Origin of the sequence: Brachybacterium sp. UMB0905, from assembly GCF_002871795.1 — a bacterium.
In the GTDB taxonomy this organism is placed as follows: Bacteria; Actinomycetota; Actinomycetes; order Actinomycetales; family Dermabacteraceae; genus Brachybacterium.
In genome coordinates, this window is sequence record NZ_PNHL01000022.1 from 1 (window position 1) to 26,159 (window position 26,159).

The window sequence follows — 26,159 nt, forward strand, 5'->3', positions numbered from 1 at the left end:
CCCGCCTCCACTCATCGCTCGGCTACCGCACCCCCGCCAAGGCGTGGACCGAGCAGACCACCCCCACCACCCTCCCAGCGGTCGCCTGACCACCGGAGAACACATCGACTGTCCGAAATCCTTGACACACCCCACTCGTCGACACCGAGACCTGGCTGCGCGTCCAAACCAACCTCGACGCCAACAACGCCCGCGGCGAACGACCACAGAAGTACGACCACTACCTCAAAGGCACCCTGTACTGCGCCTGCGGAGCCAAGCTCATGATCGAACGCCCCCGCGACAAGACCGGGGACCGCTACGAGTACTTCACCTGCTCCGGACGACGACGCAAGACCACCCAATGCACTCGCTCCGCGATCCTCGCCGAACGCGCCGAAGCCGAGATCGAACGCACCTACCAGCGCAACTCCCTGACCCAGACCCAGGCCGAGCACGTCCGGAAGGTCCTCAACGACGTCTTCGACCAGCTCGAAGGATCCAGCGAGGACGAACGCAAGCTCCTGACCGCCCAGCGCGACAAGCTCGAAGCCGAACGCCTCAAACTCGTCCAGGCCCACTACGCCGACGCGATCCCCCTCGACCTCCTCAAGAGCGAACAAGACCGCATCCGCGCCAGCCTCGACCAGATCAGCACACGGCTCGACAACCTCACCGACACCTACGCCGAGGCCCGAACAGGCTTGGACCAGCTCACCGACCTCCTCGTCGACCTCGACGACCTCTACAACAAGTGCGAACCAGCCGAAAGACGCATCCTCAACCGCGCCCTGTTCACCCGCATCACCATCGACGACGAAGAGAACGCCACCTACACACCCGACGAGACCACCGCCAGCGTCCTCGCCCACACCAGCATCGACGCCCCGGCGGACGTCACCGCAGAAACAAAACTGCCCCGCCATCAGGCGGGGCAAGTTTCGATTTTCTCATCTTACGTGGAGCTAAGGGGATTCGAACCCCTGACCTCTTCCATGCCATGGAAGCGCGCTACCAACTGCGCCATAGCCCCAGATCGGGAGCCGCCCGCGGGCGACTCGTCGATATTACACCGCAGGCCAGGTCAGGCGAAACTCGGGGGCAGGTTGTGTGACAGCAACCTCATCAGACCCTCGTACCCGGCGGCCTGCAGCGGTTCAAGGACGCTGCGGTGGCAGTTCTCCAGGCCCGCGATGCCGCGGAACCCGTTGGGGTCCTCGCCGATGAGCGCCGTGATGCCCAGGGTGATCGCGGCACCGTGGGCGACCACCATGACCATCTTGCCGGGATGCTCCTGCAGCAGGCGGCGCGCCCCCGCGGCCACCCGCTCGGCCACCTCGGGGCGGTCCTCCACGCCCACCCCCTCGACGGTGCGGTGCGCGCGCCAAGCGGCGTGCTCCTCGGGCCAGCGCTGCCGGATCTCCTCGCCCCGCAGACCCTCCCAGTCCCCGAAGCTGCGTTCGAGGAAGGCGGGGTCGGTGGTGACCGGAACACTGGTCACCCGCCCGATGACCTGCGCGGTGGCCAGCGCGCGCTGCAGCGGCGAGGCGACGATGACATCCGGCGGATCGGCGGTCACAGCGGCCGCGAGCCGCTGCGCCTGCGCGGCGCCGGTGGTGTTCAGCGGGATGTCCACCTGGCCCTGCAGGCGGCCTTCCCGGTTGTAGTCGGTCTGCCCGTGCCGAACCAGCACGAGCCGGGAGCGCTGCGGCTTCACTCAGTCTCGGCCTCATCGATCTGGAGGTCCACGACGGGGGCGTCGCGCCACAGCCGCTCCAGGGCGTAGAAGGCGCGGTCCTCAGCATGCTGGACGTGCACGACGATGTCGCCGTAATCCAGCAGCACCCAGCGCGCGTCCCGCTCGCCCTCGCGACGCAGCGGCTTGCGGCGGCGTTCCTTCAGCAGCGCCTCTTCGACGCCGTCCACGATCGCAGAGACCTGGCGCTCGGAGTCACCGCTGGCCACAAGGAAGATATCGGTGATGACCACCAACTCGGAGACGTCCAGGCCGATGATCTCCTGGGCGAGCTTGTCGGCGGCGGCCTGGCCGGCCACGCGGGCGAGGTCGAGGGATTCGTCAGGAGCAGTCACGCGGCAGGATCCTCCAGAACAAAGCGGTCTGATGAGTGAACGGGAAACACGGGGCCGATGGGAATCATGTCCCGCAGGCCGGGAACAGCAGCAGCGGACAGGGCCGCAGACCCGCTCACGCCGGAGCCGAGCACCCCGGTCAGCAGCAGCGCCACCAGGGTGATGAGCGTTACGGCGATGAGGATCCACACGATCCACAGCAGCGGGCGCCCGGTGGTGCCTTCGCTGCGGTGCAGGACGCGGCCCTCATAGCGGGGTGCGGGGCGCGGCGGCGGCGCCTCGGTGACGGACAGCTCGCCGAGCTCCACACCATCGCGGTCCCGTGGCAGATCCGGGCCGATGGCGTTCGGCGCTGGCTCGGCGGAGATCTCCGCGGCCGGTTGCGCGGCGGGGGCCGGAGCGTCGGTCAGCTCGATAATGCGGGCGCGGCGCCCGAACTTGCGCAGCTGCGGCCGGGGTGCATCGGCCCCAGGCGGTGCGACGGCGCGACGCACACCGGGCACCTGCGCACCGGCCTGCCCGGACTCCAGGGCAGCGCTCTCCTCGGGGCTCAGGCGGCGGGCCCGGCGGCCGCGCCGCGGGGTGGATTCGGCCTCGGTCATCGGCCGTCACCTCCTGTGTAGAGGGCGTACTTGTTGATGTACTGCACCACACCGTCGGGCACCAGGTACCACACGGGCGCACCGGCGGCGACGCGGGTGCGGCAGTCGGTGGAGCTGATCGCCATGGCCGGCACCTCGATGAGGGTCACGCCGTCATCGGGCAGTCCCGAGGTATCCAGGGCATGGCCGGGGCGGGTGACGCCCACGAAGTGCGCCAGCTGGAAGATCTCCTCGGTGTCCTTCCAGGTGAGGATGTTCTGCAGAGCATCCGCACCGGTGATGAAGAACAGGTCCGCATCGGGGTGCACAGCGTTCAGATCGCGCAGCGTGTCGATGGTGTACGTGGCGCCTGGGCGGTCGACGTCCACGCGCGAGACCGTGAACACGGGGTTCGCGGCGGTGGCGACCACGGTCATGAGGTAGCGGTGCTCGGGATCGGAGATCTCCCGGTCCGCCTTCTGCCAGGGCCGTCCCGTGGGGACGAACACCACCTCGTCAAGGGCGAAGACGCTTTGGACCTCGCTAGCGGCGACGAGGTGGCCGTGATGGATGGGATCGAAGGTCCCGCCCATCACTCCGATCCGGCGGCGCTGCTGCTCCACGTGGTCAGTGGTCTCCGTCGGTGCGGCTGTGCTGCTCGTCCTTATGGCGCTGGTGGTTGCCGCTGATGAGCCAGGTGATGCCCAGCAGGGCCATCAGCGACAGGAACATGCCGATGCCGATCGCGGGGGCGGGAACGCCGCCGGCCTCGGCCAGGAGCGGGAGCTGATCGATCATGGTTCAGGGAGCCTTTCCACGGATGACCGGCCCATCATTCCACAGCGTGGCCGGTCACCGGCCCTGAACTCGCCCGGTGGGAGGGGGTTCACGGGCGCACGTGCCCCTGGCCGATCACCTGCCAGCGGGTGGTGGTGATCTCCGGCAGGCCCATCGGCCCGCGGGCGTGGAGCTTCTGCGTGGAGATACCGATCTCGGCGCCGAAGCCGAACTGCCCGCCGTCGGAGAAGCGGGTGGAAGCGTTGACCATCACCACCGCGGAGTCCACTTCGGTAAGGAAGCGCTGCTGGCTGGTGAGGTCCCGGGTGAGGATTGCTTCGGTGTGCCCCGAGGAGTGGGCGCGGATGTGCTCGAGGGCCTGGTCGAGGTCCGCGACCACGCGCACGGCGAGGTCCAGGGACAGGTACTCCTGGTCCCAGTCCTCCGCGGTGGCGGGCACGACGTCGGCGCCGCTGCCCTCGAGCAGCTGCGCGGCGCGCTCATCGACGTGCAGACGCACCTGAGCCTGCGCGAGCGCCGGGCCGATCAGCGCGAGGGCCTCGTCGGCGATGTCCTGGTGGATCAGCAGGGTCTCCAGGGCGTTGCACACTCCGACCCGCTGCGTCTTGGCGTTGAGGACGATCTCGAGTGCCTGGGGCAGGTCGGCGCTCGCATCGATGAGCACGTGGGTGGTGCCGGTGCCCGTCTCGATGACCGGGACCTGCGCGTTCTCTACCACGCGGGCGATCAGCCCGGCGCCGCCACGCGGGATCAGCACATCCACCAGGCCGCGGGCGCGCATGAGAGCATCGGCGCCGGCGCGCCCATGCTCATCGATCCCGACGATGAGATCTGCCGGCAGCCCCTGTGCGGTGAGTACCTGCCGCAGCACCTCGATGATCGCGGTGTTGGAGTGCAGGGCCGCGGAGCCGCCGCGCAGCACGACGGCCGAGCCGGCTTTGAGCGCGAGGCCCGCGGCATCGACGGTGACGTTGGGGCGGGCTTCGTAGATCATGCCGATCACACCGATGGGCACGCGCACCTGCCGCAGCTGCAGGCCGTTGGGGAGCGTGGAGCCGCGCACCACCTCCCCCACCGGGTCCGGCAGAGCAGCGGCATCCAGCAGCTGCTGGGCGATCGCTGCGATGCGCTGCTCATCCAGGGCCAGGCGGTCGCGCAGGCCCGCGCTGATCCCCGCGGCGTCGGCCGCCTCGAGGTCCCGCGCGTTCGCGGCGATGATCTGACCGGATTGCGCGACGAGCGCCTCGGCCATCGCGTGCAGCACCTCGTCCTTGCGCTCGCGATGGAGGCGGGCCAGGTGGCGCTGGGCATCCTGTGCGGCGCGTGCGGCGGCGTGGACGGCGGTGGTGACAGCATCGGGGGCGATGGCGGCATCGGTGGCGGACATGAGTCCAGGATAGGCAGTTGTGTCCCGCGGCGTCATTCGTGGTCATACAGGGACCAATTCGGGTTCTGAGCAGGCATTTTCACCCTATGGTCGAGGCGTACCTGCACATCCCAGCGTCGTGCTGACCCGGCACGGCCCACACCGTGAAAGGACGCCCCGTGGCCACGTTCTCCGCCTCCGGCACCTCCCTGTCCCCCACCAAGATCGAGGTGCAGGCCCGCCAGTTCACCCTGACGATCGATGAGCCGCCGAACCTGGGCGGTGAGGACCATGGCGCGAACCCCGTCGAGTACGTGCTGGGCGCGCTGCTGGGCTGCTTGAACGTCGTGATCCAGATGGTCGCGAAGGAGAAGGGTATCGAGTACCGCTCCCTGAAGCTCACCGCGGAGGGCGGCCTGGATCCCGCGAAGCTCATGGGCCAGGACGTCACCACCCGCCCCGGCTTCCAGGAGATCCGCGTGCAGGTGGAGCTGGACACCGACGCCGATGAGCAGGCGGTCGCGGAGCTCCTGTCCGAAGCGGAGTCCCGCTGCCCGGTCTCGGACAACCTCGCCAACGCCACCCCGGTGCGGATCAGCGCCGCCGCACGCGCCTGAACGGCCTGCCGTTCAGTACCTGAACGCGCTCACAGCACCACCATCTGATCGCGGTGGATGGCCGGGCGACGGTACCGCTCCCCCAGCTCCTGGCTGGTGCGGGCGGTGCCGCGCCCGGCCATTGCGCGCAGCTCTTCGCTGCTGTATCCCGTCAGACCCCGGGCGATCACGGCCCCGTCGGGCCCGGCGACATCCACCGGCACCCCGGCCGGGAAGTCGCCGGTGACGGTGGTGACGCCGACGGCCAGCAGCGAACGCCGACGCGTGCGCACGGCCTCCGCCGCGCCCGCATCCAGGTGCAGGGTCCCCGCGCCGCGGGTGGCGAAGCGCAGCCACACCAGGCGGGAGCGGCGCCGTCCCTGATGCGCAGGGAAGAAGGTACCGACGTCCTCCCCTGCGATGAGCCGGGGGAAATTCGCCGCGGAGGTCATCACGGCGGCGGTGCCGGTGGTGGATGCGAGCTGCGCGGCGGAGAGCTTGGTGACCATCCCGCCGGTGCCGACGGCTGACCCGACCTCGCCGATGCTCACACCCTCGAGGCGTGACACATCGGGCACCTCCGCGATGCGCTGCGCGCCGGGCTCCCGGGGCGGCGCCGTGTAGAGGGCATCGACGTCGGTCAGCAGGATCAGCGCATCGGCGCCGAGCAGCTGGGCGACCAGGGCGGCCAGGCGGTCATTGTCCCCGAAGCGGATCTCGTGGGTCGCGGTGGTGTCGTTCTCGTTGATCACCGGCACGGTGCCGAGGCTCAGCAGCGATTCGAGGGCGCTGCGCACGGTGCGGTAGGTCTCGCGGCGCACCACATCGGTCTCGGTGAGCAGCACCTGCCCGGTGATCAGGTCGTGGGCGGAAAACGCGCTCTGCCAGGCGGTGGCCAGCAGGGCCTGGCCGACGCTCGCGGCCGCCTGCTGCAGGGACACATCGGTGGGGCGCTGCGCCAAGCCGAGCGGTCCGAGCGCCGCGGCGATCGCGCCGGAGGAGACCAGCACGACCTCGGTGCCGCGGGCGCGCAGACCCGCAGCGACCTCGGCGATCGAGGCGAGCTGCTGTGATTCGAGATGGCCGCGGCCGTCGGTGAGGCTCGAGGAGCCGATCTTCACCACCACACGGCCGGCCCGGTCAAGCTCCGCACGGTCGGTGATGCGGGCCGGTTGGCGCAGATCGGAGGAGTGACCAGCGTGCGGTGCGCTGCTCATACGCGCCGCCCGTCCCCATCGTCGGCGGGATCGGTCCAGTAGCCGGCCTGACGCTCGGCCTCCATCGCGGCCAGACGATCCATGCGCGCGGCGGTGCGGGCGCGCTGCTGCTCGCGCTTCTCCTCGCGGGTGGGGCGGTGGCGCTCCTCGAGCCGCTGATCGGTGCCACGGGCGCCGAGCAGCTCGGCGCCGCCCACCATCGTCGGCTCCCAGTCGAACACCACGGCGTCCTCCCCGGGGCCGATGAGCACGGTCGATCCGGCGACCGCGCCCGCGGCATACAGCTCATCCTCCACGCCGAGCCGCGCGAGCCGATCGGCGAGGTAGCCGACGGCCTCATCGTTGGCGAAGTCGGTCTGACGCACCCAGCGCTCGGGCTTATCACCCTGAACCCGGTAGGCGGTCTCACCGTCGTACTGCTCGGTGACCACGCGGAAGCCCTTCTCATCCTCCGCCGCGGGGGTGATGACGATGGGGGCCGCGTCAGGGGCGGGCAGCGCCTGGCGGGCCTCCTCCACGAGCTCGCCGAGCACGAAGGACAGCTCCCGCAGGCCCTTGTGGCTGACCGCGGAGACGTCCAGCACCGGCACGTCCCGCTCCCCCAGGCGGTCACGGACCATATCGGCCATATCCACGCCGTCCGGCAGATCGGTCTTGTTCAGCACGATGACGGTGGGGCGCTCCATGAGCGGGATGCGGCCCTCGGTCTCCTCGTCCAGGCTCGCGGCGTAGGCGGCGAGCTCCGCTTCGATGGTCTCGAGGTCACTCACCGGATCTCGCTCGGATTCGAGCGCCGCCGCGTCGAGCACATGCACGATCACGTGGCAGCGTTCGATGTGGCGCAGGAAATCCAGGCCCAGGCCCTTGCCCTGGCTGGCCCCGGGGATCAGCCCCGGCACATCGGCGACGGTGTACCGGTGCTGCCCAGCCTCGACCACGCCGAGGTTCGGCACGAGGGTGGTGAAGGGGTAGTCGGCGATCTTCGGACGCGCGGCGCTCATCGCAGCGATGAGGGAGGATTTCCCGGCGGAGGGGTAGCCGACCAGGGCGACGTCCGCCACGGACTTGAGCTCGAGGATGAGGGTGCGCTCCTGGCCGGGCTCGCCGAGCAGGGCGAAGCCGGGGGCCTTGCGCTTGGCGGAGGCCAGCGCCGCATTGCCGAGCCCGCCGTTGCCTCCGCGGGCGGCGACGTAGCGGGTGCCGATGCCGATCATGTCCGCGAGCACGGTGCCGTCCTCGGTGGTGACGACGGTGCCGTCCGGGACCGGCAGCACGAGATCCGCGCCGCGGGCGCCGTGGCGCAGGTCCCCCTTGCCGAAGCCGCCGCTCGTGGCGCGCTGATGCGGCTTGTGGTGGTACTCGAGCAGCGTCGTGGTGGAGGCGTCGACCTCGAGGATCACGTCACCGCCGCGACCGCCGTTGGCCCCATCGGGCCCGGCCAGCGGCTTGAACTTCTCCCGACGGATGGAGGCGGCGCCGTTGCCCCCGGAGCCGCCGATGACCTGCAGGCGGACGCGGTCGACGAAGGTGGCCATGGGTGCCTCCGAGTTTCTCTCAGGTGCCGGACAGTCCAGCAGAGCGAGGATAGATGCCGACGAGGGGCGGAGCGCGTTCGGCTCCGCCCCTCGCAGGACAGGGTGCCCCGTCATCCGGGGCCGTGGATCAGACGGTCTCGACGACGGAGACCACGCGACGGTCGCGCTTGCGGCCGAACTCCACGGTGCCCGCGGTGAGCGCGAACAGGGTGTCGTCGCTGCCGCGGCCCACACCGTCACCGGCGTGGATCTTGGTGCCCCGCTGGCGCACGAGGATCTCGCCGGCGCCGACGACCTGGCCGCCGAAGCGCTTCACACCGAGGCGCTGAGCGTTGGAGTCGCGGCCGTTCTTGGAGGAGCTGACGCCCTTCTTGGATGCCATGTCGAATCAGTCCTTATCGCTGTCGGGGATCGCTCAGGCGATGCCGGTGATCTTCAGGCGGGTGAGCTCCTGGCGGTGGCCCTGGCGCTTCTTGTACCCGGTCTTGTTCTTGTAGCGGAGGATGCGGATCTTGTCGCCGCGGAGGTCCTCGACCTTCTCGGCGGTGACCTTGACCTTCGCGAGGTCCTTCTGGGCGGAGGTGACCTTGTCACCGTCGACCAGCAGCACGGGAGCGAGCTCGATGCTGTCGCCCGCCTCGCCGGCCACGCGGTTGATCACGATGGTGTCGCCCACCGACACCTTCTCCTGACGACCGCCTGCGCGGACGATTGCGTACACCACGTCACTGCTCCATCTTGTGAATCGGAATTGCTCGGGCGCCGTACCTCTGGGGAGTCTCACCGCGGACCTGCGACCGTCGACCGGTCCCGGGCAGGCCCGGGAGGGAGGTGCGGTCGCGCGGCGTCCACCGCCGAGCACGACTATCGACGCGTTTCGCGCCGAGGGACAGCTTACGGTCCGAGAATGTGCCGGTCAACCATCGGACACGGTCCGACCTGCGAGAACGCGGTCACACCCTGTGGAACACGTCACCCGTCGGACGGCTGCGTGCCCGAGGGCGTCCCGGCACCCTCCGCAGAGTCCTCCCCAGAATCCTCCGCATCCGATGCCTTCGCGCCTGCGTCGCCTTCGCCGTCCGCGACGGTCACGACCTGGCCGTCGACCACCACCTCAGGCGGCTGCTGGCCGCTCGAGGCCGCAGCGATCGAGGCGATCGTGGCACGGGCGAGGGCGCGGGAGTCGGCGTCGTCCTCGAGGCGGTGCACATCTGAGGAAGTCTCCTCGCTCGACGTGTCCGTCTCCTCCTTGCCGCCGCGGCCGCGTCGGCCCCGTCGGCGCGAGGAGCGCTGCCCCTCGCCATCGTGCCCGGAGGACTGGGGCTGCTCGCCGTCGACATCGATGATCATGCCGCGGCCGTGGCAGGCCTCGCAGGAGTGGGAGAAGGTCTCCACCAGGCCCTGACCCACGCGCTTGCGGGTCATCTGCACCAGACCCAGCGAGGTCACCTCGGCGACCTGATGCTTGGTGCGGTCGCGGCCCAGGCACTCCACGAGGCGGCGCAGCACGAGGTCCCGGTTGGACTCGAGCACCATGTCGATGAAGTCGATGACGATGATGCCGCCGATATCGCGCAGCCGCAGCTGGCGCACGATCTCCTCAGCCGCTTCGAGGTTGTTCTTGGTGACCGTCTCCTCGAGGGAACCGCCGGAGCCGATGAACTTGCCGGTGTTGACGTCCACGACGGTCATCGCCTCGGTGCGGTCGATCACGAGTGAGCCGCCGGAGGGCAGGTAGACCTTGCGATCCATGGCCTTCAGCAGCTGCTCATCGATGCGGTGCTTGGCGAAGACGTCCTTCTCGCCGACATGGCGGGTGACGCGCTCGAGCAGATCCGGCGCCACATCGGAGACGTACTCGTGCACGTCCTGGTGGACCTTCTCACCCTCGACGATCAGGGAGGTGAAGTCCTCGTTGAAGACGTCGCGCACCACCTTGATGGCGATGTCCGGCTCCTGCGAGAGGGCCACCGGCGCCGACTTCGACTTCTGCTTCTTGGTGATCTTCTCCCACTGGGCGCGCAGGCGCTCGACGTCGTGGGTGAGCTCCTCCTCGCTCGCTCCCTCGGCGGCGGTGCGCACGATCACGCCCGCCTCATCAGGGATGATCTGACGCATGATCTTCTTCAGCCGGGCCCGCTCGGTGTCCGGCAGCTTGCGGGAGATGCCGGTCATGGATCCGCCGGGCACGAACACGAGGTAACGGCCAGGCAGGGAGATCTGGCTGGTGAGCCGGGCGCCCTTATGGCCGATGGGGTCCTTGGTGACCTGCACCAGCACGGAGTCGCCGCTCTTGAGCGCGAGCTCGATGCGGCGCGGTTGGCCGTCCAGCCCCGCGGCATCCCAGTTGACCTCGCCGGCGTACAGCACGGCGTTGCGACCCTTGCCGATGTCCACGAAGGCGGCCTCCATGGACGGCAGCACGTTCTGCACCTTGCCCAAGTAGACATTGCCCACCATGGAGGTCTGGGACTTCTGGGCGACGTAGTGCTCGACCAGGACGTCGTCCTCGAGCACGGCGATCTGAGTGCGGCCGGGGCGCTCACGCACCACCATGGAGCGCTTGACGGATTCGCGGCGGGCCAGGAACTCGGCCTCGGTGATGACGCTGCGGCGCCGTCCGGCATCCCGACCCTCACGGCGGCGCTGGCGCTTGGCCTCCAGACGCGTGGAGCCCTTGACGGCCTTCACCTCATCACGGGCCTCCCGCACCTTGACCACGGTGTTCGGCGGATCATCCGGGGATGTCTCATCGGAGCCGCTGCCGGAGCGGCGGCGACGCCGACGTCGACGGGAGCTCGAAGAGGAGCCAGAGGAGCCGCTGTGACCGCTGCCGGAGTCATCCCCGGAGCCGTCCTGGTCATCGCCTGTCTCCTGCCCCTGCTCGGAGGAGTTCTCGGAGGTCGAGGAGTCGTCATCGCTGCGCCCGCGGCCGCGACGTCCGCGCCCGCCGCGGCGGCGGCGCCGACGCGAGGAGCCGGAGCGCTCAGAGCTCGAGGAGTCCTCACTGCCGGAGGAGTCATCACCGCCGTCGGAACCCTGGGCATCGGAGTCCCCCTCAGAGGCGCTCTGCTGATCCTGCCCGTTCTGATCGTCCGTGCTGTCCGCGGAGCCCTGGGAGCGCTGCGAGGAGCGACGGCGCCGACGCGCGGGGCGCGCATCGTCCGTCTCCGCGTCATCCTCATCGTCGGTATCAGCGTTCTCGGGCGCCTGGGCCGCCGCAAAGGAAAGGTCCGCGCTGCCCACGGGGGCATCCTGCGGGCCGACCGTGGTGCGGGGCTGCGGGGTAGGGGCCTGGAACAGCAGGGAGGCGAAGTCCATCTGGACCTGCTCGCGACGCCGGGCGCGATCCTCGTCCTGCTCATCCTCGGCGTCCGCAGTGTCCGCGGCGGGCCGGGAGGAGGCGAGGGCACGCAGATCATCGGCAACGGTGGAGGGTGCCGATGCCTGCTGCTCGGGCTGTTCAGGCTCCGTCGGCTCTGCTGCGGTCTCCTCGTCGGCCTCGGCGGCGGTCTGCTCGGTCACGGGCTCGCTCGCGGGCACAACGGGCGCCCCGGCGGGAGCGCCGGCACGCCGACGGCGCCGGGCGGGCGCGGGGGCCGGTTCGATCGGCTCCTGGGACTGCGGGGCCACGATGGTGCGCGGCGCCGAGGAGACCTCCGGCTCGATCGTGGGCGGGGTGAAAGCGGGCGCTCCGGCGGGGGAGCCCGCGCGGCGACGCCGACGGGGCGCGCTCGCAGGCGCCTTCGACACCTCTGTGGTCTCCGGGGTGGACGTCTCCGGGGTGGTCGATGCGCCGGATTCGTCCTGCGGTTCGAGGGAAGTATGGGTGCTGTCAGCCATGCGGCCGTCTCCTTCGAGGGACCAGCGCACCCTGGCCCTTCGTGGTCATCGTCCCTGGGGACGGAAGTCTCAAGCCCTCTCCGTCGCGCAGCTCCACCTGTGAAGCGCAGCGATGCCGGACGCTTCGAGCACATCGGTCGCGGTCTGCCGCGTGGCCGGTGCTCCCCCGTCCTGACGCCGGGAGGTTCCTCCACCCGGTACGGGGCGAAGGAGTGCCTGGGCCAGTATGGCACAGGGCCCCGGCGCGGCGACTGGTGCGACGCACCGCGAAACAGGACGATGGTCCCGCAGGCAGGCCCCTGCAGCACCTAGGTTTTGTGACAGCGTGTGTCGTCCCTGGGAGGAAGCATGGAAGCCCTCGATATCGCACGGTGGCAGTTCGGCATCACCACCGTGTACCACTTCATCTTCGTGCCGCTGACCATCGGCCTGTCGTTCCTGGTCGCGATCATGCACACCAAGGCGGTGCGCAGCAAAGATGCGGTCACCAAGGACGCCTGGACCCGCCTGACGAAGTTCTTCGGCGGCATGCTGATCATCAACTTCGGCATCGGCATCGCCACCGGCATCGTCCAGGAGTTCCAGTTCGGCATGAACTGGTCGGAGTACTCCCGCTACGTGGGCGACATCTTCGGCGCGCCCCTCGCGCTCGAGGGCCTGCTGGCCTTCTTCCTCGAGTCGGTGTTCCTGGGGCTGTGGATCTTCGGCTGGAATCGCATGAACGAGAAGCTCCACCTGATGACGATCTGGATGGTCGCGATCGGCACCATGCTCTCGGCGTACTTCATCATCGCCGCCAACAGCTTCATGCAGCACCCCGTCGGCGCCGTGTTCAACCCGGAGACGGGCCGCGCGGAGATGGATCCCGGGCAGGGCTCCCTGTGGTCCGTGCTCACGAACGTCACCACGCTGGCCGCCTTCCCGCACGTGATCTTCGGCGCCTGGCTGACCGCCGCCGCCTTCGTGGTGGGCGTGGCCGCCTGGCACCTGGTCAAGCACCACAACACCGCCCAGGAGCTGGGCGTGGACAGCGAGGAGGGCGCCCAGCATCGCACGCTGGCGCAGACCATCTTCCGGCCCGTGCTGCGCTTCGGCGTGCTGATGATGGTGATCGCCGGGATCGGCCTGGTCGTCACCGGCGATATGCAGGCCAAGATCATGTTCCACCAGCAGCCGATGAAGATGGCCTCCGCCGAAGCGCTGTGCGAGACCACCGAGGGCGCGGCCTTCTCGATCCTGACCGTCGGCGGCCCCGATGCCTTCGCCACCGACTGCGACGGTGTCACCCACCTCATCGAGGTCCCCTACGTCACCTCGATCCTGGCCACGAACGACCCGAATGCCACTCTGCAGGGCGTCGAGGACCTGCAGGCGCAGTACAAGGCCGAGTTCGGTGAGACCGTCACGGACATCTACGGCAACGAGGTGGAGGCGGACTACCGCCCCAACCTGTTCGTCACCTACTGGTCCTTCCGCCTCATGATCGGTCTGGCCGTGTTCAGCGCGATCCTCGCCGTGTGGGCGTTCTGGGTGACCCGCGGCAAGGGCGATCAGGCCCGCACCACCGGCTCGAAGGCCTTCAAGTGGTTCGCGGTCCTCGCGATCCCGATGCCGTTCCTGGCCAACGCCGCCGGCTGGGTGTTCACCGAAATGGGCCGCCAGCCCTGGGTGGTGCACCCCAATCCCGATGACCCGACGGTGCGCCTGATGACCGTGCAGGGCGTGTCCAACCACGAGCCCATGGTGGTGCTGGTGTCGCTGATCGCCTTCACGCTGATCTACGGCGTGCTCGCCGTCATCTGGTTCGAGCTCATGCGCAAGGCCGCGCTGAAGGGCATTCCGCTGCCCCGGAAGCGCGAGGAGTCGCAGGAGCTCGATACCCCGACCATCTCCTTCGGATACTGAGAGAGCTGAGGATTCCCCATCATGGACATCACTTTCCTCCAGGGCCTCTGGTTCGCTCTCATCGCGGTCCTGTTCGCCGGGTACTTCGTGCTCGAGGGCTTCGACTTCGGCGTCGAGATGAACCTCGCCACCCTCGGCAAGGGCGACCCCGAGCGCAACCGCACCATGCTCAAGACCATCGGCCCGATCTGGGACGGCAACCAGGTGTGGGTGCTCGTGGGCGGAGCCGGCATCTTCGCGGCGTTCCCCGAGTGGTACGCCACCCTGTTCTCCGGCTTCTACCTCGCGCTGCTGCTTCTCCTGCTGGTGCTGATCCTGCGCGTGTGCGCCTTCAAGTGGCGGGAGAAGCGAAACTCCGCGGCCTGGCACAAGGGCTGGGACATCATCCACATCATCTCCGGTTTCGTGCCGGCACTGCTGTGGGGCGTGGCCTTCGCGAACATCGTGCGCGGCGTCCAGATCGACGACAACGCGTGGATCACCACGAACCTGATCGGGCTGCTGAACCCCTTCGGGTTGCTGGGCGGCCTGGTGTTCGTGGGCCTGTTCTGGCTGCACGGAACCCACTACCTGGCGCTGCGCACCACCGGTGAGCTGCGCGAGGATGCCAACAAGCAGGCCTCTTGGATGATCTACCCGGTGATCGTGCTGGGCGCGATCTTCCTGATCTGGAACCAGCTGGCGCACTCCAACACCTGGCTGACCTGGATCCCGCTGCTCATCGCAGCGCTGGCCCTGGTCGCGGTGATCTTCACGAACAAGGCTCGCCGGGAGGGCATGTCCTTCCTGGCCACCACCGTGGCGATCGTCGCCGCGGCTGCGCAGATGTTCGGCGGCCTGTTCCCGAACGTGCTGCCGGCCACGAACGATCCGGCGAACTCGCTGACCATCGCGGGCTCCGCCTCGACTGAGCACACGCTGCTGCTGATGGCGATCTTCGTGGTGCTGTTCCTGCCGATCGTGCTGTCCTACCAGGCCTGGGGCTACAAGGTGTTCAGCCACCGTCTGACCGTCGGCGAACCGGATGAGCGCGAGGGCCAGGGCCCCAAGGCGCGCATCGTCGGCGCCTACCGGGCGGCCTTCGAGCAGGAGTGATCCTCAGGTGATCCTGCGATGATCGCTTCATGACCACCTCCACTGAGCGCCCGGGCGTGCCGCCAACCGGCGGCTCCCCGGGCGCTCCGTCGTCCTCTCCCTCCTCGGCGCCGCGGACGTCCCGCGCCTCGCGTGCGCCTTTGGATCCACGGCTGCTGCGCCATGTTCGGGCCGCCCGCTCCCATGTGGTGCGCACGGCGCTGCTGGGCGTGGTGCAGGCCGCGGCGATCATCGTCACCGCCCTCGCGCTCGGCGGGATCGGTGGGGCTCTGCTGAGCGACGCGGTGGCCCCGCAGGCGCTGCCGGGCCTGCTGGCTGCTGTCGTACTCGCCCTGCTGGTGCGCGCCGGTGCGGTGATCATCGAGCAGCGCACGGCGCACCGCGCGGCGACCGCGGCGATCGCGCAGCTGCGCACGGACGTGGTCGCGCACACCGCACGCCTGGGCCCTCGCGCCGGGGCGGGCCGCGGCGCGGATGTGACGACGCTGGCGACCACGGGCATTGAGAATCTCCGCCCCTACCTGGTGGGGTATGTCCCCAAGCTCCTGCTCACCTGCACCGCCACTCCCCTGGTCCTCGTCGCCCTGGTGCTGCTGGATCTCGATTCGGCGCTGATCGCCCTGGTGACTCTGCCGCTGATCCCGATCTTCATGATCCTGGTGGGGAAGATGACGCTGGGCCGCTCCGAGCGACTGCTCGCGGATATGCGCACCCTGTGGGCGCAGATGCTGGACCTCGTGGAGGGCCTGCCCACGCTGAAGGCTTTGGGGCGTGAACGCGGACCCGAGCGGATCATTCACCGGCTCGGCGAGCGCCATCGTGGCTCGACCATGGGATCGCTGCGCTACGCCTTCCTGTCCTCCTTCATGCTGGAGTTCCTGGCCACGCTGTCGGTTGCGCTGATCGCGGTGCACATCGGCCTGCGCCTGGTGTTCGGCGAGATGGAGATCGGCCCGGCGCTCGCGGTGCTGGTGCTCGCCCCGGAGGTGTATCTGCCGCTGCGGCAGGTGGGCCAGCAGTACCACTCCTCCACCGACGGGCTCGCGGCGGTCAACGCCGCCTTCGCGGTGCTCGAGGAGGAGGGGATGGCCGACGGGACCGTGCCCGCCCCGGACCTGCACCAGGTCACCATCGCACTGCAGGAGGTGAGCGTCCGCTCCCGCTCCGGCTGGGCCCCGCACCGCATCTCCGGTCAGATCCGGCCTGGGCAGATCACCGTCCTCGCCGGGCCCAGCGGCTCCGGGAAGACGACGCTGCAGCAGGTCCTGCTGGGGCTGCTTCCCCCCGATCACGGCAGCGTGGCCCTGCGCGCAGCAGACGGCACCGAGCTGCCGATCGCCGAGGTGGAGCGCCGCTCCTTCTGGGATCAGGTGATCTGGCTGCCGCAGCGTCCGGTGCTGCGGCCCGGTACTCTGCGTGAGCTGCTGCTCGAGGTCCGGCCAGCGGCGAGCGAGGAGGAGCTCGCCGCGGCGGCGGCCCGCACGGGCCTGGATCAGGTGATCGCCGAACGCGGCTGGGAGGCGCAGCTGGGCCGGGGCGGGCAGGGGCTGTCGCTGGGCGAACGCCAGCGGGCGGCGCTCACCCGGGCGCTGCTGTCCGAGGCGCCGCTCGTGGTGCTCGATGAGCCCACCGCACACCTCGACGGCGGCACGGAGGACCTCGTGATCGAGCTGCTGCACACCCTGCGCGCCCAGGGCCGCACCATCGTGCTGGCCGCCCATCGCGAGTCCCTCGTGGATCTCGCCGATGCGGTGATCGAGGTGCGCACCGCCGCTGCTGCCGAGGAGGTGTCCCGATGAGCCCGCTCGCCGCCGTCATGAGCGCGATGGAGATCCCGCGCTCCCGCCTGCTGGCCGCCGTCGGCGCGGCCGTCGCGACCCTCGCGGCGAGCTTCGCCCTGGCCGCCGTCTCCGCGTGGCTGGTGACCACCGCGTGGACCCGCCCGCCGGTGCTGGATCTGACGGTCGCGACGGTCGCGGTGCGGGCGCTCGGCGTCTCCCGTGGCGTGTTCCGCTGGCTGGACCGCATGCTGTCCCATGACGTCGCATTGCGCGGTGTGGTCTCGCTGCGCACCGGGCTGTTCACGGCGCTGGCTCGCCGGGATGGCGATGCGATCTCGCGCTTGCGCCGCGGGGACCTGCTGGCACGCCTGGGCGATGATGCGCAGGAGATCGCCAACCACGTCATCAACGCTGTGGTCCCCGCGCTCGTGAGCGTGGTGATGACCCTCATCGTGACGATCACGCTGCTGCCGATCTCTTGGATCGCGGCGCTCGCGATGCTGGCGTCCCTCGTGGTCGCCGGGGTGCTTGCGCCGATGGCGGCGCTGCGTGCTGCGGCGCTCGCAGAGGACGCTGTCGTGGAGCATCGCACCCAGGTGACCGCGCAGGCCCTGGACACGGTGGACGATGCGTCCGTGCTGCGCGTCCAGGGCCGGCTCGAGAGCACTCTCGCGGAGCTGGACGCACAGCAGCGCGCGCATGACGCGGCGATGGACCGCGCCGCCCTCCCGTCGGCCCTCGCCGCGGGAACGGTGCCGCTGGTGATGATCCCCGCTCTGCTGGCCTCGGTGCTGGCCGCCGGACCGCTGTGGACGCAGGGCATCCACCCGGCCGGGCTGATCGGCATCCTGCTGCTGCTGCCGCTGTCCTCCTATGAGGCGGCGCAGAACCTGCCCGCCGCCGCCTCGCAGCTGGCGCGCTCCCGCGCCGCTGCCCGTCGTCTGGTCGCCACCGCCGGGACGCCCGACCCGCGGGCCGTCACCAGTGAGGCGGAGCGCCGCGCGGCCTCCCGGGGCTTCACGAGCAGCCTGGTGCGCGCCACCTGGCAGGACTACACGGCCGGCGGCATCGGGGAGCGCGGGCAGGACGTCGAGGACCAGGATCTGGAAACCGCCGCGACACCGCTGCGAGCAGACGCGGACAACAGCGACGGTCACCCTGCAGGAGCAGTGAGCGCTGAGCCGCTGGCCACCCCGCACCTGCGCGCCCGGCATCTCACCGCCGGATGGACGCCCGATGCCCCACGCGTCGAGAACCTCGAGCTGGATCTGCCGCCCGGGGGGCGCCTGGCAATCATCGGCCCCTCCGGAGCGGGCAAGTCCACGCTACTGGCCACCCTGGCGGGTCTGCTGCGTCCGCTGCAGGGCGAGGTCACGCTCGATGACGCCGATCTCGCAGACCTCTCCCCCACAGAGCAGCGCCGCCGGATCGTCATGTTCGCCGAGGACGCCCATGTCTTCGCCACCACGGTGGCGGAGAACGTGCGGGTGGCCCGCGGTGATGTGACCGACGCCGAGATCGCCGCGGCTCTTGAGGCTGTGGGGCTCGGTACATGGGTGGAGCAGCTGCCGGAGGGTCTTGCCACGGTGCTGGGGCCCGACGGGACGACGGTCTCCGGCGGGGAACGTCGGCGCCTGCTGCTGGCCCGCGCCGTGGTGCGCTCTGCGCCCATCACGCTGCTGGATGAGCCCACCGAGCATCTGGATCCCGAGCTCGGTGATGCGCTGCTGGGTCGTCTGCTGGGCCCTTCGTCCGATCCGCTGCTCCCCGCCGCCGCTACCGTGGTGGTCGTCACGCATCGCGTGGAGGCAATCCCGCCGGGCACGGCGGTGCTGGACCTCGCTGCGCTGCCCCATCTTGCCTAGAGGACGCCCGATGACCACGACGATTGCCGCCGCCCCGGCCACCGGTGCGCGAGCCCGCCTGCAGGACCTGTGCGCCGCCGTGCTCGCCGGCGGGGAGAGCGAGGACCTGCTGGAGCTGCTGGTCCGCTCGGCCCGCAGCGATCTGGATGCTCGCAGTGCTCTCCTGCTGACGCCGCTCGAGCCGTCCCGCTGGGGCGTGGAGATGGTGGATGGGCCCGATGCCGCTCAGCTGCTCGGTGAGCAGGTGCCCGCCACCTCCGCGATCGGGCGGGGGCTGCGCGATGAGGATGTTGCGGCACTCGAGGCCGTGGAGACGCTCACCATCGGTGAGGAGACCTGCCGGGTGCTCATCGCCGTGATCGACGCGGGCGAGCAGGGCATCGGTCTGCTGACCGCCCTGCGCGCCCAGGATGCCGAGCCGTTCGATGCGCTCTGCCGCGAGCGTCTGGACGCCCTGGCGGGCCTGATCGGCCTGACGCTGCGCCTGCCCACCCTGGGGGCGTCGGCCCAGGTAGACGATGAGCGCTCCCGGATCGCCCGGGACCTGCACGACCTTGCGATCCAGGAGCTGTTCGCCGTCGGCATGGAGCTCGAGAGCCTGGTAGACGATCTGGGCTCCCCCGAGGAGCCGCCCACGAACACGCGGATTCGCACGTCGGTGAAGACCTCGGTGCAGGGGGTCGAGAACGCGGTCGCGCAGATCCGCCAGATCGTGCAGTCGCTGCGCCGCGAGCGACTGGAGGCGACGCTGTCCGAACAGCTGCGCCACGAAGTGGGGCTCGCCACCGCGGGCCTCGGCTTCGTGCCCTCGCTGCGACTGCCGCAGGATTCGGCGCACATGGACGCGGAGATCCCGCCGGAGATCGCGGAGGACGTCGTGGCCGTGGTGCGTGAGTGTCTTGCCAACGCTGCCCGGCACGCGCATGCCAGCGCCGTCGCGGTGTCGGTGAGCGTGTTCTCCGAGGGCGTGGACCGGGTGGTGCAGGTGAACGTCTCGGACAACGGCCGCGGGATCGACCCCACGGTGCGTCGCCGCAGCGGGCTGGCGAACATGTCCTCCCGAGCGCGGCGTCACTCCGGGTGGGTCGATGCGATCAACCTCGAACCGGGCACGATGATCTCCTGGCGAGTCACGCTGCCGGTGGAGTGATCAGCGCGTCGGCTCTGGTCGGCGCGTCAGCTCACTTCCAGCCAGCGCGGCGCCGTGCCGCAACCATCGCCGCCACCTGGGTGCGGCGCTGCATGCCCAGGGCCTGCAGGATCACGGTCACGCGGTTCTTCACGGTCTTCTCGGCGATGCCGAGGTTCTCGGCGATCTCGCGATTGGAGTGCCCATCGCCGATGAGCTCGACGATCCGCTGATCCGAGGCGGACAGCTCCGGTCCCTCATCACCGCGGTCGGCGGGCCACACCGTGCGGCCCTCATGGACGGCGCAGATGGACTCGACGATCTCCTGCGAGCGGGCGGACTTGAGCATCAGCCCCGCCGCACCGGCGGCGCGGGACTCCCGCAGCGCCGCATCGTCATCGAAGCTCGTGAGCACCAGCATCGTCTGCTCAGGGTTGAGATCCCGGGCCGCATCCATGACGTCGATTCCGGTGCCGTCCGGCAGCTGCAGATCCACCACCAGCACATCGGGGCGGATGGCGGGCAGACGACGCCGCGCCTCGGCGACCGAGGATGCCTCCCCGATGACACGGAGCGCGGGACTGGACTCGATGGCCGTGACAATGCCACGTCGGACCACTTCGTGGTCATCCACCAACATGACGCGGATCGGTCCGGGAGTATCGGTCGCTGTCACGAAGCGTCCTTCCTGAAGTTCGCGGGGGAAAGGGCCCGTCGGGGTTGGCACCGGGGGCAGAAGTGCGAGGAACGCCCCTGGTGGAAGACTCGTCGCAGCAATCTACCGCACCGCAGGCACGGCTGCCCCTCCCGGCCGTACGCAGACAGCGAGCGGGCGAAGTAGCCACTGCGCCCGTCGACGTTCACGTAGAGGGCATCGAAGCTGGTGCCGCCCACGGCCAGGGCCCGTTCCATGACCTCCGCCGCAGCACGCAGGATGTTCAGCGCGCGCCGCTGCGTGAGGGCCGCACCGGGGGTGTCGTGGCGGATGCGGGCGCTCCACAGCGCTTCATCGGCGTAGATGTTACCTATGCCGGACACGATCTCCTGGGCGAGCAGCAGGGACTTGATGCCGGCGCGGCGCCGACGCAGCTCGCGGGCGATCGCGGGCAGATCCGCAGCGGGGTCCAGCAGATCGCGGGCCACATGCGCGAGGTCCACGGGCAGCAGGTCATCGGGGCTGTCCGCAGCGGCTGGTCGGCCATCGGCAGTGGGTGCGAGATCGGTGGCCCACAGCCCGCCGAACAGCCGCTGATCCACCAGGTCGATGCGGGCACCGTCGTCCAGATGCATTGAGAGCCGACGGTGGCGCAGCTCCTGGGCGGCGTCATGCGCGGCAGTGGTGATGCGCAGCTGGCCGCTCATGCCCAGGTGGCCCATCAGCGCTTCACCGGTTTCGGCCCCATCGGCCTCCTGCAGGCGCCACCACAGGAACTTTCCGCGCCGCACCACGGCGGCGAGGCGGCGCCCTTCGACGGCGGCGCGCAGTCGGTCCACTCCCCCGCGCTGGCGGCGGATGATCCGCTCATCCAGCACCTCGAGGGAGGTGACGGTGCGGCCGACGGTGCGGGGCACGAGGCCCCGTCGGACCACTTCGACCTCGGGCAGCTCGGGCATGGGTCAGCTGCCCGGCAGCAGGGATTCCCCGCGCTCGGCGAGGATGCCGCGCACGGCGTTCTGGGCGGCGGCGAGCTCGGCGTCCTTCTTCGAGGCGCCCTCACCGGTGGCGGAGACGATGCCCTCGATGCTCACGTGGGCGGTGTAGGTCTTGGCGTGCTCGGCTCCGGATTCGCTGATGCGGTAGACGACGCTGCCGCCTTCCGCGGCGGCGATCTCCTGCAGGCGGGTCTTGAAGTCGTAGCCGGTGGCCAGGAACTCTTCGGAGCTCAGCAGCGGCTCCAGCAGATCCAGCACGAAGCGGCGGGACACGTCCTGCCCGAGAGCAAGGTGGACGCTGCCGATCACGGCCTCGGTGGTGTCGGCGAGGATCGAGGGTTTGGAGCGTCCACCGGTGAGGTCCTCGCCGCGGCCGAGCTTGACGTAGGCCCCGAGGTCCAGGCGGCTGGCGACGACGGCGAGGGCGCGGGTGCTGACGGTCGCGGCGCGGCGGCGGGCGAGCTCACCCTCGGTGAGCGTGGGGTAGCTGGCGTAAAGGTGCTCGGTGACGGCAAGCTGCAGCACCGCATCGCCCAGGAACTCCAGGCGCTCGTTATGCGGGATGCCGTCGTGCTCATAGGAGTAGGAGCGGTGGATCAGCGCGAGGTCCAGCAGCCCGGATTCGCGCAGGTCGACGGCCTGCCCGGCGTCCAGCGGAAGCTTCTCGAGCAGCCCCGCGGGGTCGGCGGCTTCGGTGGCGCGGCGACGGCGGGCCATCAGGCGTCCTGCCCGGGGCGGTCGGTGCTGTTCGTGTCAACCGCGTCCGTGCCCTCAGTGGGCTCGGGGTCCGTGCCCTCGGCGCTGTCGTCGGAGTTGGCGAAGAAGCCCTGGAGGGCGGCGAAGCGGCCGTCGATCACCTCGTGCTCGTGCTCCGGGTCTTCCTCCATGCGGAAACCGCACTGGGAGCACAGACCCGGGCAATCGGGGCGGCACAGGGGGCGCTCCTCGGCGTCCATGGCGAGGCTGTCGCGCACGAGCGGACCCAGCGGCGCTTCATCGTCCTCGAGCAGGGCGGTGTCCTCCCGCTCCTCAGCCGGGACCTTCTCGGGGTACATGAACAGCTCGCCGATGCGGGCGGTGACGTCCTGGTCCACGGGGTCCAGGCAGCGGCTGCATTCGCCTTCGAGGTGGCTGCTGACGGTGCCGTGGACGTAGATGCCTTCGACCACGGATTCGAGCTCGGCCTCGACGGTGATGTCGGCGCCGGTGGGGACGGTCATGGCGAGGCTGCCGATCTGTTCATCACCGGGCGCGGGTACGGAGCGCTCCACATGGCGGTGCGTGCCGACGCGGCCGACGAGGTCGACGACGTCCAGGCGCAGAGCCTGGTCGAGTTCGGTCGGGGCGGGGGTGTCGGTGGTCATCGGGTCTCCTCCAGGGAAGGGGTGCAGATCAGGCTGAGGCGCTGGCCCGCGGACGGGAGTTGGGGCGCTGGTGGCCGATGGGGGTCAGGGGTGGGTGCGCAGCGCGTCGAGGGATGCGGCGGGCAGCAGGTCGCTCACGTCTCCGCCGAGGCTGTGGACCTCGCGGACCAGGGAGGAGGAGATGTGGGCGTATGCAGCGTCGGTGAGCAGGAAGATCGTCTCGATGCCCGCGAGGTGGTGGTTCATGCGTGCCATCGGCTCTTCGTAGGCGAGGTCAAGCTGAGAGCGCAGTCCTCGCACGACGGCACCGGCTCCGACCTCGCGGCAGAAGTCCACGAGCAGACCGCGCGGCAGGGTGCGGACCTCTGCGTGCGCGGCAAGATCCTCCGTCGCGAGGGTTCGCTCGATGGCGGTGGTGCGCTCGTCGATGCTCAGCAGGCTCTGCTTGGAGGGGTTGTGGGTGACGGCGATGATCACGCGGTGCCCCAGTGCGACGGCCCGTCGGGTGAGGTCCAAGTGCCCCAGGGTGAGGGGGTCGAAGGAGCCGGGCAGGACGACGGTGCTCATACCGCCACTGTAGTGCGGGCGCGGCGTATGGACTCTCAGGCGAGTTGCACCGTCACCTCGTGGTTCCCGTCCTCGTCGATGTCGCCGATGCTGAGGGTTCCTAGCTTGCCAACGAGCTGGCCGGTGCCGGATCCGGGGGCGATCACGTAGCTCAGCTGGGGCTCGCCCCCGACCATGGTGCCGAGCTGCAGGAAGGTCAGGGTGCCGGCGCGACCGGCGATAGCGCCCTCGAAGGTCTCGGTGGCGACGTACCCGGCATCACCCGTGGCGGGATCTCCGGCGGTGGTCATGGTGCCGTGGGAGGTGCCGGTGAGGTCGCCGCTCCAGGTCTTGGCGAGGTCGAAGCGGGCGGCGGAACCGGGGATGGGGTCGGCGGGGGTGAGCTGGACGGTGAAGGTGGCGCGCAGCGTCGTCGTCATGCGGCCAGTATGCCGGGGAGGGCGGGAGGTCAGCTAGGGGGCAGAACCTGAGAGCCATGCAGGTGAGGCGCGAGGGGCGTGAGCGGCGCGGGACTGCTGGGGCGAGCCCGCCCAGCTGGTTCCGCGGACGGTACTCAGGCGACCGGCCGCACGCATATAGCAGGTGGCCGGTCGTCTGAGTGCCGTTCGTGGATGGGGCTCGGCGGGCTCGCGGTCATGGGGCACGCAGTTCAGGTGCGTGTGGGCAAGCGGGAGCGGTGCCGCCAGTAGGGAGCGGTGCTCTCAGTACGGCGGATGCTCGGGATCGTAGAGTGGGGCAGCGGGGCTGGGTGGGTCTGCGGATGCTCCGTCACTGCCTGGTTCACCCGTCACCGAACCGCCCTCGTCATTTCCCGTCCCACATCCGCTCGCCTCGCCTCCGCTCGCCTCTCCCCGTGCTCGGCGGTGGGCGTCTTCCTCGCGTTCGAGGTAGGAGTTCCACACGACCCGCAGGTGATCGCCGAGCTCGCGGGTGACGAGGTCGGTGTTACGTGTGGTCTCGGTCACGGGGCGGCTGCGTCCGCGGGTTCGGGCAGTCCAGGTGGTCACCCCGGTGTGGGGATCGCGGATCGGGTCGATGAGTCCGAGGGTTTTGAGCCGGTGGTGGCTGTAGCAGAGCCGGTGGAGGTTCTCTGGGCTGGTGGGGCCTCCGCGGTCGGGGTGAGCGTGGTCGAATTCTTCGATGTGGTCGGTTTCGCCGCTGGTGGTGACGATGGTGCTGCACCCGGGGACTGCGCAGATCGGGTCGATCTGCCGCAGCAGCTCCTGCATCGACCGACTCACCTGATAGGTCTTCGCCGCCCGCGGCAGGAAACTGCCGTCCACGGGGTCGGTGAGGACGCGGTGGAACACGGGGGCGTTCACCACGAGCTCACGGGCCATGGCGGGCGGGATCGGATGCGTCCCATCCACCTCACCAGGAGCCTCGGACTGACCGAGCAGCGTCATCACGGGCACGGTGACGTTGATGCGGAACCCGGACTCCGGCACCTCAATACCGTCGGTGCCGAAGGCGGTGCGGGTCAGGATCGCGTAGCGAAGCGCCGCGAGGGACATGGGCCTGCCGGTTTCGGCGACAGTGCCGAACACGTCGAACGGAACAGAGACGGGGCTCAACGACGAGGCGGGGCCAGCCTCCGCCAGCGCCTGTCGTTGCGTGGTCTGCACCGCCCTCGCGGCGGCGTCGAGTCGGTGGCCGAGTGCGGTGATCTCCGGGACGGGGCCGGTGACCTGCAGGCAGGCGGTGCCGTCCATGTCGGGGGAGGTGAACACCTCGACATTGCGCTGCTGGGTGGGATGCTCCTGCTGCAGGCCCGCACCGAACCATGCGATGAGCATGCGTAGCTCGCGGTAGAAGCGGTTCACGTCGATCCCGGCGAGGTCCCATTCCGCGACCCGGTCATCAACCTGACGGCGCTGCTCAGGCTCCAGGCGACGGGTCGAGCGGATCAGCCACTCGAACCACTCCACCGGCAGCACCCCACCTGCGACGAGATCCAGGCAGAGGGGCAGATCACGGGTGGCGTGGACGGCGTCGCGCAGCTTCCCCTCCGCGCGCCCCACCTTGGAACGCAGACCAGCTGCAGCGATCAGACAGTTGACCGCCAGCTCATCCGCCTCACCCGGGTGGTCATCATCCACGGTCCACAGCAACGCCAGGTCCCGGACCTCCTCCGCATAGAGAGTGCCGGCGAGACGGCGGCGTTCCTGCACCCGGACCATCAACTGAGCTTCATCGCAGTCTGCTTCTGAGCCGGAGCGCACCGCGGCCATCGCAGGCGTCGTCGCACCCCGCCCGCGAATGATCCTGCGCGGCGGGCCAGCGGGAGTGGGTGCCGCATTCTTCCCGCGCCCGCCCCCACCCGCACGCGGGGCACGCGCTGGCCCCTCGCCGCGGCTCACCGGCCGCGACACACCACTGCCCGGCTGTACATCGTCGAGTCCCATCACGCACCCCCTTTCCGGCGCCACATCGAGCCTTTCCGAACACCTCCATGATCCCATCCAAATCCCACTCATGGAAGGCCTCACGGCAAATGTGGATAAACCCCCGCTGTGGAGGAAAGGTCGCGGCGCCCCTCCACACCTCACGGCGAATTCACCGCGGGACACAGACCACCATCCACAGCTATACCCAGAGGCTGCACACGTATCCACACCTCGCACCTCGTCTGTCGGACCCGTGTGATAGTGCAACGAAGCACCCCTCACCAACACATCACCACCCTTTTGAAAGCGTGACTTCGCAGAGCCAATGCGCCCTATACCGGCTCTTCACATTTGAGGGTGTAGGTGGGGTCTGAATCCGCCTGCTTCGAGGAGGCTGCGGGCGATGT

At 69.8% G+C, this 26,159-nt stretch carries 24 protein-coding genes, 1 tRNA gene and 1 pseudogene; 7 read left to right on the forward strand and 19 right to left on the reverse strand.

Annotation, left to right across the window (positions count from 1 at the left end; genetic code table 11):
- Positions 1–263: 263 nt before the first annotated feature.
- A pseudogene (locus CJ197_RS15945) lies at positions 264–335 on the forward strand (hypothetical protein); the annotation flags it as partial.
- 604 nt (positions 336–939) lie between these two features.
- Here the strand turns inward: CJ197_RS15945 and CJ197_RS13880 are convergent.
- From CJ197_RS13880 to CJ197_RS13905, 7 genes are all read right to left on the reverse strand, one after another.
- Positions 940–1,012 (reverse strand) — tRNA-Ala (locus CJ197_RS13880).
- Between the two features lie 51 nt (positions 1,013–1,063).
- Positions 1,064–1,696 (reverse strand): histidine phosphatase family protein, encoded by a 633-nt coding sequence (locus tag CJ197_RS13885; protein ID WP_102237338.1) that lies wholly within the window; start codon positions 1,694–1,696, stop codon positions 1,064–1,066.
- Positions 1,693–2,070, reverse strand: a complete 378-nt coding sequence (gene rsfS, locus CJ197_RS13890; protein WP_102237339.1) for a ribosome silencing factor — start codon at positions 2,068–2,070, stop codon at positions 1,693–1,695. Before rsfS ends, CJ197_RS13885 begins: the two co-directional genes overlap by 4 nt.
- Positions 2,067–2,672 (reverse strand): hypothetical protein, encoded by a 606-nt coding sequence (locus CJ197_RS13895; RefSeq protein ID WP_199173946.1) that lies wholly within the window; start codon positions 2,670–2,672, stop codon positions 2,067–2,069. Before CJ197_RS13895 ends, rsfS begins: the two co-directional genes overlap by 4 nt.
- Positions 2,669–3,244, reverse strand: coding sequence for a nicotinate-nucleotide adenylyltransferase (gene nadD, locus CJ197_RS13900; protein ID WP_233190992.1), 576 nt, complete (start codon positions 3,242–3,244; stop codon positions 2,669–2,671). The genes CJ197_RS13895 and nadD overlap by 4 nt, the downstream gene beginning before the upstream one ends.
- Positions 3,245–3,278: 34 nt before the next feature.
- Positions 3,279–3,449: a hypothetical protein gene (locus CJ197_RS15435; protein WP_199173947.1), complete on the reverse strand. Its 171-nt coding sequence runs from the start codon at positions 3,447–3,449 to the stop codon at positions 3,279–3,281.
- A gap of 88 nt (positions 3,450–3,537) precedes the next feature.
- Positions 3,538–4,836, reverse strand: a complete 1,299-nt coding sequence (locus CJ197_RS13905) for a glutamate-5-semialdehyde dehydrogenase (protein ID WP_102237341.1) — start codon at positions 4,834–4,836, stop codon at positions 3,538–3,540.
- A 158-nt stretch (positions 4,837–4,994) separates the two neighbouring features.
- Between CJ197_RS13905 and CJ197_RS13910 the strand changes: the two genes are divergently transcribed.
- The gene (locus CJ197_RS13910; RefSeq protein ID WP_102237342.1) at positions 4,995–5,432 is read left to right on the forward strand and encodes an OsmC family protein; all 438 of its coding nucleotides are present in this window, start codon (positions 4,995–4,997) and stop codon (positions 5,430–5,432) included.
- Positions 5,433–5,461: 29 nt separating this feature from the next.
- Here the strand turns inward: CJ197_RS13910 and proB are convergent, their stop codons facing one another.
- The 5 genes from proB to CJ197_RS13935 form a co-directional block, all read right to left on the reverse strand.
- Positions 5,462–6,628: a glutamate 5-kinase gene (gene proB, locus CJ197_RS13915; protein ID WP_102237343.1), complete on the reverse strand. Its 1,167-nt coding sequence runs from the start codon at positions 6,626–6,628 to the stop codon at positions 5,462–5,464.
- On the reverse strand, positions 6,625–8,163 hold the full coding sequence (obgE, locus tag CJ197_RS13920) for a GTPase ObgE (RefSeq protein ID WP_102237344.1): 1,539 nt from the start codon (positions 8,161–8,163) through the stop codon (positions 6,625–6,627). The genes proB and obgE overlap by 4 nt, the downstream gene beginning before the upstream one ends.
- A gap of 127 nt (positions 8,164–8,290) precedes the next feature.
- A complete protein-coding gene (gene rpmA / locus CJ197_RS13925; protein ID WP_102237345.1) occupies positions 8,291–8,545 on the reverse strand; it encodes a 50S ribosomal protein L27 in 255 nt (84 codons plus the stop codon).
- A 33-nt stretch (positions 8,546–8,578) separates the two neighbouring features.
- Positions 8,579–8,887, reverse strand: coding sequence for a 50S ribosomal protein L21 (gene rplU / locus CJ197_RS13930; protein ID WP_102237346.1), 309 nt, complete (start codon positions 8,885–8,887; stop codon positions 8,579–8,581).
- A gap of 248 nt (positions 8,888–9,135) precedes the next feature.
- Positions 9,136–12,006: an Rne/Rng family ribonuclease gene (locus tag CJ197_RS13935; RefSeq protein WP_102237347.1), complete on the reverse strand. Its 2,871-nt coding sequence runs from the start codon at positions 12,004–12,006 to the stop codon at positions 9,136–9,138.
- 348 nt (positions 12,007–12,354) lie between these two features.
- Between CJ197_RS13935 and CJ197_RS13940 the strand changes: the two genes are divergently transcribed.
- The 5 genes from CJ197_RS13940 to CJ197_RS13960 are packed head-to-tail and all read left to right on the forward strand — an operon-like array spanning position 12,355 to position 19,802.
- Positions 12,355–13,911, forward strand: a complete 1,557-nt coding sequence (locus CJ197_RS13940) for a cytochrome ubiquinol oxidase subunit I (protein ID WP_102237348.1) — start codon at positions 12,355–12,357, stop codon at positions 13,909–13,911.
- Between the two features lie 21 nt (positions 13,912–13,932).
- Positions 13,933–15,006: a cytochrome d ubiquinol oxidase subunit II gene (cydB, locus tag CJ197_RS13945; RefSeq protein WP_102237349.1), complete on the forward strand. Its 1,074-nt coding sequence runs from the start codon at positions 13,933–13,935 to the stop codon at positions 15,004–15,006.
- A gap of 29 nt (positions 15,007–15,035) precedes the next feature.
- Positions 15,036–16,805: a thiol reductant ABC exporter subunit CydD gene (gene cydD / locus CJ197_RS13950; protein WP_102237350.1), complete on the forward strand. Its 1,770-nt coding sequence runs from the start codon at positions 15,036–15,038 to the stop codon at positions 16,803–16,805.
- The gene (locus tag CJ197_RS13955) at positions 16,802–18,652 is read left to right on the forward strand and encodes an amino acid ABC transporter ATP-binding/permease protein (RefSeq protein ID WP_199173948.1); all 1,851 of its coding nucleotides are present in this window, start codon (positions 16,802–16,804) and stop codon (positions 18,650–18,652) included. The genes cydD and CJ197_RS13955 overlap by 4 nt, the downstream gene beginning before the upstream one ends.
- A 10-nt stretch (positions 18,653–18,662) precedes the next feature.
- Positions 18,663–19,802 carry a histidine kinase gene (locus CJ197_RS13960; protein WP_102237351.1) on the forward strand — a complete coding sequence of 380 codons (1,140 nt, stop codon included), beginning with the start codon at positions 18,663–18,665 and terminating at the stop codon, positions 19,800–19,802.
- Positions 19,803–19,833: 31 nt separating this feature from the next.
- On the opposite strand, the gene CJ197_RS13965 is transcribed toward CJ197_RS13960, so the two are convergent.
- The 7 genes from CJ197_RS13965 to CJ197_RS13995 all read right to left on the reverse strand — a co-directional run bounded on the left by CJ197_RS13965 (position 19,834) and on the right by CJ197_RS13995 (position 25,545).
- Positions 19,834–20,421, reverse strand: a complete 588-nt coding sequence (locus tag CJ197_RS13965) for a response regulator transcription factor (protein ID WP_199173949.1) — start codon at positions 20,419–20,421, stop codon at positions 19,834–19,836.
- A 32-nt stretch (positions 20,422–20,453) separates the two neighbouring features.
- On the reverse strand, positions 20,454–21,395 hold the full coding sequence (mutM, locus tag CJ197_RS13970; RefSeq protein WP_102237353.1) for a bifunctional DNA-formamidopyrimidine glycosylase/DNA-(apurinic or apyrimidinic site) lyase: 942 nt from the start codon (positions 21,393–21,395) through the stop codon (positions 20,454–20,456).
- A gap of 3 nt (positions 21,396–21,398) precedes the next feature.
- Entirely contained in the window at positions 21,399–22,151 is a 753-nt protein-coding gene (gene rnc / locus CJ197_RS13975) for a ribonuclease III (protein WP_102237354.1), read from the reverse strand.
- A complete protein-coding gene (locus tag CJ197_RS13980; protein ID WP_102237355.1) occupies positions 22,151–22,798 on the reverse strand; it encodes a DUF177 domain-containing protein in 648 nt (215 codons plus the stop codon). Before CJ197_RS13980 ends, rnc begins: the two co-directional genes overlap by 1 nt.
- A gap of 84 nt (positions 22,799–22,882) precedes the next feature.
- Positions 22,883–23,365 (reverse strand): pantetheine-phosphate adenylyltransferase, encoded by a 483-nt coding sequence (gene coaD, locus CJ197_RS13985; RefSeq protein ID WP_102237356.1) that lies wholly within the window; start codon positions 23,363–23,365, stop codon positions 22,883–22,885.
- Positions 23,366–23,400: 35 nt separating this feature from the next.
- On the reverse strand, positions 23,401–23,784 hold the full coding sequence (locus tag CJ197_RS13990) for a DUF3224 domain-containing protein (RefSeq protein WP_102237357.1): 384 nt from the start codon (positions 23,782–23,784) through the stop codon (positions 23,401–23,403).
- Positions 23,785–24,066: 282 nt separating this feature from the next.
- A complete protein-coding gene (locus CJ197_RS13995) occupies positions 24,067–25,545 on the reverse strand; it encodes an HNH endonuclease signature motif containing protein (RefSeq protein WP_146007786.1) in 1,479 nt (492 codons plus the stop codon).
- Positions 25,546–26,159 lie beyond the last annotated feature (614 nt).

Excerpts from the sequence above, each read along its gene's own strand:
- CJ197_RS13955 (WP_199173948.1), top strand. The coding sequence starts at position 16,802 with ATGAGCCCGCTCGCCGCCGTCATGAGCGCGATGGAGATCCCGCGCTCC.
- proB (WP_102237343.1), bottom strand. The coding sequence starts at position 6,628 with ATGAGCAGCGCACCGCACGCTGGTCACTCCTCCGATCTGCGCCAACCG.
- rpmA (WP_102237345.1), bottom strand. The coding sequence starts at position 8,545 with ATGGCATCCAAGAAGGGCGTCAGCTCCTCCAAGAACGGCCGCGACTCC.
- CJ197_RS13990 (WP_102237357.1), bottom strand. The coding sequence starts at position 23,784 with ATGACGACGACGCTGCGCGCCACCTTCACCGTCCAGCTCACCCCCGCC.
- mutM (WP_102237353.1), bottom strand. The coding sequence starts at position 21,395 with ATGCCCGAGCTGCCCGAGGTCGAAGTGGTCCGACGGGGCCTCGTGCCC.
- CJ197_RS13965 (WP_199173949.1), bottom strand. The coding sequence starts at position 20,421 with ATGTTGGTGGATGACCACGAAGTGGTCCGACGTGGCATTGTCACGGCC.
- CJ197_RS13995 (WP_146007786.1), bottom strand. The coding sequence starts at position 25,545 with ATGGTCCGGGTGCAGGAACGCCGCCGTCTCGCCGGCACTCTCTATGCG.
- cydD (WP_102237350.1), top strand. The coding sequence starts at position 15,036 with ATGACCACCTCCACTGAGCGCCCGGGCGTGCCGCCAACCGGCGGCTCC.
- CJ197_RS13895 (WP_199173946.1), bottom strand. The coding sequence starts at position 2,672 with ATGACCGAGGCCGAATCCACCCCGCGGCGCGGCCGCCGGGCCCGCCGC.
- coaD (WP_102237356.1), bottom strand. The coding sequence starts at position 23,365 with ATGAGCACCGTCGTCCTGCCCGGCTCCTTCGACCCCCTCACCCTGGGG.
- obgE (WP_102237344.1), bottom strand. The coding sequence starts at position 8,163 with ATGGCCACCTTCGTCGACCGCGTCCGCCTGCAGGTCATCGGCGGCTCC.
- CJ197_RS13980 (WP_102237355.1), bottom strand. The coding sequence starts at position 22,798 with ATGACCACCGACACCCCCGCCCCGACCGAACTCGACCAGGCTCTGCGC.
- rnc (WP_102237354.1), bottom strand. The coding sequence starts at position 22,151 with ATGGCCCGCCGTCGCCGCGCCACCGAAGCCGCCGACCCCGCGGGGCTG.
- CJ197_RS15435 (WP_199173947.1), bottom strand. The coding sequence starts at position 3,449 with ATGATCGATCAGCTCCCGCTCCTGGCCGAGGCCGGCGGCGTTCCCGCC.
- cydB (WP_102237349.1), top strand. The coding sequence starts at position 13,933 with ATGGACATCACTTTCCTCCAGGGCCTCTGGTTCGCTCTCATCGCGGTC.
- nadD (WP_233190992.1), bottom strand. The coding sequence starts at position 3,244 with ATGGGCGGGACCTTCGATCCCATCCATCACGGCCACCTCGTCGCCGCT.
- CJ197_RS13935 (WP_102237347.1), bottom strand. The coding sequence starts at position 12,006 with ATGGCTGACAGCACCCATACTTCCCTCGAACCGCAGGACGAATCCGGC.
- CJ197_RS13960 (WP_102237351.1), top strand. The coding sequence starts at position 18,663 with ATGACCACGACGATTGCCGCCGCCCCGGCCACCGGTGCGCGAGCCCGC.
- CJ197_RS13940 (WP_102237348.1), top strand. The coding sequence starts at position 12,355 with ATGGAAGCCCTCGATATCGCACGGTGGCAGTTCGGCATCACCACCGTG.
- CJ197_RS13905 (WP_102237341.1), bottom strand. The coding sequence starts at position 4,836 with ATGTCCGCCACCGATGCCGCCATCGCCCCCGATGCTGTCACCACCGCC.